We start from the raw sequence: 5,502 nt of genomic DNA, 5'->3' as shown, positions 1-5,502 counted from the left end.
GGCTTCCTCGTCGGTTGCGGGGTGGGTTGAGCCTGGAGATGTTTTTCTCCGTCTTATTGTTTGGCTTCCTGCATGATCGCTCCTTGTGGGCCTTGGTTGTGCGGGTTGTTCTAAATGGTTTTTTTGGAGAGTTTGATCCTGGCTCAGGACGAACGCTGGCGGCGTGCTTAACACATGCAAGTCGAACGGTGAAGCCCCAGCTTGCTGGGGTGGATGAGTGGCGAACGGGTGAGTAACACGTGAGTAACCTGCCCCCTTCTCCTGGATAACTGCCGGAAACGGTAGCTAATACGGGATATTCAGGTCCTACCGCATGGTGGGGTCTGGAAAGGTTTTTCTGGTGGGGGATGGGCTCGCGGCCTATCAGCTTGTTGGTGGGGTGATGGCCTACCAAGGCCTTGACGGGTAGCCGGCCTGAGAGGGTGGACGGTCACACTGGGACTGAGACACGGCCCAGACTCCTACGGGAGGCAGCAGTGGGGAATATTGCACAATGGGCGCAAGCCTGATGCAGCGACGCCGCGTGAGGGATGAAGGCCTTCGGGTTGTAAACCTCTTTCGCCAGTGAAGCAGGCCAGGCCTTATTCGCCTGGTTGACGGTAGCTGGATAAGAAGCGCCGGCTAACTACGTGCCAGCAGCCGCGGTAATACGTAGGGCGCAAGCGTTGTCCGGAATTATTGGGCGTAAAGAGCTCGTAGGCGGCTGGTCGCGTCTGTCGTGAAATCCCCTGGCTTAACTGGGGGCTTGCGGTGGGTACGGGCCGGCTTGAGTGCGGTAGGGGAGACTGGAACTCCTGGTGTAGCGGTGGAATGCGCAGATATCAGGAAGAACACCGGTGGCGAAGGCGGGTCTCTGGGCCGTTACTGACGCTGAGGAGCGAAAGCGTGGGGAGCGAACAGGATTAGATACCCTGGTAGTCCACGCCGTAAACGTTGGGCACTAGGTGTGGGGGCTCTTTCCGGGGCTTCCGCGCCGTAGCTAACGCATTAAGTGCCCCGCCTGGGGAGTACGGCCGCAAGGCTAAAACTCAAAGGAATTGACGGGGGCCCGCACAAGCGGCGGAGCATGCGGATTAATTCGATGCAACGCGAAGAACCTTACCAAGGCTTGACATGTGAGCGACAGCCGCAGAGATGTGGTCTCCCCCTTGTGGGGCGCTCTCACAGGTGGTGCATGGTTGTCGTCAGCTCGTGTCGTGAGATGTTGGGTTAAGTCCCGCAACGAGCGCAACCCTCGTCCCGTGTTGCCAGCACGTAGTGGTGGGGACTCGCGGGAGACTGCCGGGGTCAACTCGGAGGAAGGTGGGGATGACGTCAAATCATCATGCCCCTTATGTCTTGGGCTTCACGCATGCTACAATGGCCGGTACAGTGGGTTGCGATGCCGTGAGGTGGAGCGAATCCCTTAAAGCCGGTCTCAGTTCGGATCGGTGTCTGCAACTCGACACCGTGAAGTTGGAGTCGCTAGTAATCGCAGATCAGCAACGCTGCGGTGAATACGTTCTCGGGCCTTGTACACACCGCCCGTCACGTCATGAAAGTCGGCAACACCCGAAGCCCGTGGCCCTACGGGGAGCGGTCGAAGGTGGGGCTGGTGATTGGGACGAAGTCGTAACAAGGTAGCCGTACCGGAAGGTGCGGCTGGATCACCTCCTTTCTAAGGAGCCCCTTTTCTCAGTCACTGCCGGTGACGGGTCAGCCGTGTTGGTTGGCCGGCTGGTGGTGCGGGGTTGGAACGCTATCGGCATAGGGAACACGCCATCATCACGGTCTTCCTCCTTCGGGTCGGGGCCTGTGTGGTGGTGCTCCTGCCCTGGTGGGTGGGGGTGGCGCACTGTCGGGGTTCTGGGGCAACACACGCCAGCTGCTGCTGGTGGCCCTGGCGCCTCATCACGCGAAACCGGTGACCGCTCCCGCAGGCTTGTGGGTGCGTCCGGTGGGTTCGTGGTGTGGGTGGGTTGGTTGTGAACTGCATAGTGGACGCGAGCATCTTTGATCTTTGCGCAGTCACGTGCCGTTAGGTGCGTGGTTGTTGTTTTGTTTGTTTTTTTGAGCGTTCGGTGGATGCCTTGGCATCAGGAGCCGATGAAGGACGTGGTGGCCTGCGATAAGCCTCGGGGAGCCGGCTAACGGGCTGTGATCCGAGGGTTTCCGAATGGGGGGACCCGGCACCAGTTATGTGGTGTCACCTGCATCTGAATTCATAGGGTGCAGGGGGTGACGCGGGGAAGTGAAACATCTCAGTACCCGCAGGAAAAGATATTCCGTGAGTAGTGGCGAGCGAAAGCGGATGATGGTTAAACCGTTTCCGTGTGATACCCGGCAGGGGTTGCGGTTGCGGTGTTGTGGGGCGCATCTTTCTCACGTCTGCCGGCGTGGGGCGCAGTAAGAAACTCGTGCGGTAGCTGAATCCTCTGGGAAGGGGAGGCGTAGTGGGTGAGACCCCCGTAGGCGAAACTGTGCGGGCTGTGTGGGTGCGTTGCCCGAGTAGCACGGGGCTCGTGGAATCCTGTGTGAATCTGCCAAGACCACTTGGTTGCCTGAATACTTCCTGATGACCGATAGCGGATAGTACCGTGAGGGAATGGTGAAAAGTACCCCGGGAGGGGAGTGAAATAGTACCTGAAACCGGGCGCTTACAAGCCGTCAGAGGCCTGTTGGGCTGATGGCGTGCCTATTGAAGAATGAGCCTGCGAGTTAGTGCCGTGTCGCGAGGTTAACCCGTTGGGGGGAGTCGTAGCGAAAGCGAGTCCGAAAGGGCGTCTTGAGTGGCACGGTCTAGACCCGAAGCGGGGTGATCTACCCATGGCCAGGTTGAAGCACGTGTAAGAGCGTGTGGAGGACCGAACCCACTTCAGTTGAAAATGGAGGGGATGAGCTGTGGGTAGGGGTGAAAGGCCAATCAAACTCCGTGATAGCTGGTTCTCCCCGAAATGCATTTAGGTGCAGCGTCCCGTGGTCCCCGGCGGAGGTAGAGCTACTGGGTGGCTGATCGGCCCCACAGGGTTAGTGACGTCAACCAAACTCCGAATGCCGTCCGGGTTGCAGCGGGGCAGTGAGACTGCGGGGGATAAGCTCCGTGGTCGAAAGGGAAACAGCCCAGATCGCCGGCTAAGGCCCCTAAGCGTGTGCTAAGTGGGAAAGGATGTGCGGTCGCGCAGACAACCAGGAGGTTGGCTTAGAAGCAGCCACCCTTGAAAGAGTGCGTAATAGCTCACTGGTCAAGTGATCGTGCGCCGACAATGTAGCGGGGCTCAAGCACACCGCCGAAGCCGCGGATCCGCAGCACGTACCCTCCGGGCCCTTGATGGTCTTGGCAGGGGCTGCGGGTGGTAGGGGAGCGTCCTGCACCGGGTGAAGCCTCGGAGTGATCCAGGGGTGGATGGTGCGGGAGTGAGAATGCAGGCATGAGTAGCGATACTAGGGTGAGAAACCCTAGCGCCGAATGACCAAGGGTTCCAGGGCCAGGCTAGTCCGCCCTGGGTGAGTCGGGACCTAAGGCGAGGCCGACAGGCGTAGTCGATGGACGACGGGTTGATATTCCCGTACCGGCGAAGCACCGCCCATGCTGACGCGCGGGTGCTAACCCACGCCGACATCCACAATCGCGGCTCGTGATCACTTCGGTGGTCCTTGTCGTGGTGGTTGTTGGTCTGGGGACCCTCCGTGCAGGTAGGCAAGCGTATTAACAGGGGTGACGCACAGTGGTAGCCTCCGCGGGCCTAATGGCTTGGCCCGTTCAAGCGAGCAGCCCGTTCCCCAGGCAAATCCGGGGAACACACAGGGTGAGACGTGATGGTGACCAGCATTCGTGCTGGGAAGTAGGGTGATCCTGGGGTGCCGAGAAAAGCCTCGACGCGATGGTGCCAGCCGCCCGTACCCTAAACCGACACAGGTGGTCGGGCAGAGTATGCCTAGGCGCACGAGATAATCATGGTGAAGGAACTCGGCAAAATGCCCCCGTAACTTCGGGAGAAGGGGGGCCCGAGCCTTGAAGCAGCTTGCCTGCTAGGGGTGAGGGTCGCAGAGACCAGGGAGAAGCGACTGTTTACTAAAAACACAGGTCCGTGCGAAGCCGCAAGGCGATGTATACGGACTGACGCCTGCCCGGTGCTGGAAGGTTAAGAGGAACCGTCAACACTTCGGTGTGAAGCGGTGAATTTAAGCCCCAGTAAACGGCGGTGGTAACTATAACCATCCTAAGGTAGCGAAATTCCTTGTCGGGTAAGTTCCGACCTGCACGAATGGCGTAACGACTTCTCCACTGTCTCCACCATGAACTCGGCGAAATTGCATTACGAGTAAAGATGCTCGTTACGCGCAGAAGGACGGAAAGACCCCGGGACCTTTACTATAGCTTGGTATTGGCGCCCGCCATGACTTGTGCAGGATAGGTGGGAGACTTTGAAGCAGCCACGCCAGTGGTTGTGGAGTCGCTGTTGAAATACCACTCTGGTTATGGCGTGCGCCTGAACCTCGGCCCGTGATCCGGGTCAGGGACAGTGCCTGGTGGGTAGTTTAACTGGGGCGGTTGCCTCCTAAAATGTAACGGAGGCGCTCAAAGGTTCCCTCAGCCTGGTCGGCAACCAGGTGTTGAGTGCAAGTGCACAAGGGAGCTTGACTGCGAGACCGACAGGTCGAGCAGGTACGAAAGTAGGAACTAGTGATCCGGCGATCCCGAGTGGGTGGGTCGTCGCTCAACGGATAAAAGGTACCCCGGGGATAACAGGCTGATCCTGCCCAAGAGTCCATATCGACGGCATGGTTTGGCACCTCGATGTCGGCTCGTCGCATCCTGGGGCTGGAGCAGGTCCCAAGGGTTGGGCTGTTCGCCCATTAAAGCGGTACGCGAGCTGGGTTTAGAACGTCGTGAGACAGTTCGGTCCCTATCCTCTGCGCGCGCAGGAGACTTGAGAAGGCCTGTCCCTAGTACGAGAGGACCGGGACGGACGAACCTCTGGTGTGCCAGTTGTCCCGCCCGGGGCATGGCTGGTTGGCTACGTTCGGAATGGGTAACCGCTGAAAGCATCTAAGCGGGAAACCATCTTCAAGATGAGGTCTCCGCAGACACCTTCGGGTGTCTGGTAGGCCCCCAGTAGACTACTGGGTTGATAGGCCGGGTGTGGAAGACCTGTAAGGGTTGGAGCTGACCGGTACTAATTGGCCGACACAAACACAACACACACACCACCCGGTTGTGGTGCGTGTTCGCATCGAGCTTCTGCTTGCGTCCACTGTGCGGTTCACGACCAACCCACCACCCCACACACGCGGGGGGCCGGCACCCCGGCCCACAGTCCCGCGGGGCGGGGGGCGTCGTGGTCGACATGGTGAATAGTGATTGTTGACGACCATGTTCTTGTGTTGCCTGTTTGGTCGTCTCGGTGGTCATAGCGGGAGGGTTTCACGCCCGGTCCCATTCCGAACCCGGAAGCTAAGACTCCCAGCGCCGATGGTACTGCACTCGCTAGGGTGTGGGAGAGTAGGACACCGCCGAGCACA

Annotated in this window: 3 rRNA genes; all 3 read left to right on the top strand. The window is 59.3% G+C overall.

What is annotated here, in order from left to right:
• The first annotated feature begins 120 nt into the window (after positions 1-120).
• The 3 genes from IXW69_RS11310 to rrf all read left to right on the top strand — a co-directional run bounded on the left by IXW69_RS11310 (position 121) and on the right by rrf (position 5,499).
• Positions 121-1,657, top strand: a 16S ribosomal RNA gene (locus IXW69_RS11310).
• 380 nt (positions 1,658-2,037) lie between these two features.
• A 23S ribosomal RNA gene (locus IXW69_RS11305) occupies positions 2,038-5,179 on the top strand.
• Positions 5,180-5,380: 201 nt separating this feature from the next.
• Positions 5,381-5,499: ribosomal RNA gene (rrf, locus tag IXW69_RS11300) — 5S ribosomal RNA — on the top strand.
• Together the 16S, 23S and 5S rRNA genes form the textbook arrangement of a ribosomal RNA operon.
• Positions 5,500-5,502: the final 3 nt, after the last annotated feature.

The sequence above is a fragment of the Actinomyces haliotis genome, assembly GCF_015355765.1.
GTDB lineage: Bacteria > Actinomycetota > Actinomycetes > Actinomycetales > Actinomycetaceae > Actinomyces > Actinomyces haliotis.
Note: the sequence above shows the minus strand (reverse complement) of the source record. Positions and strands in the feature narration are given on the sequence as shown.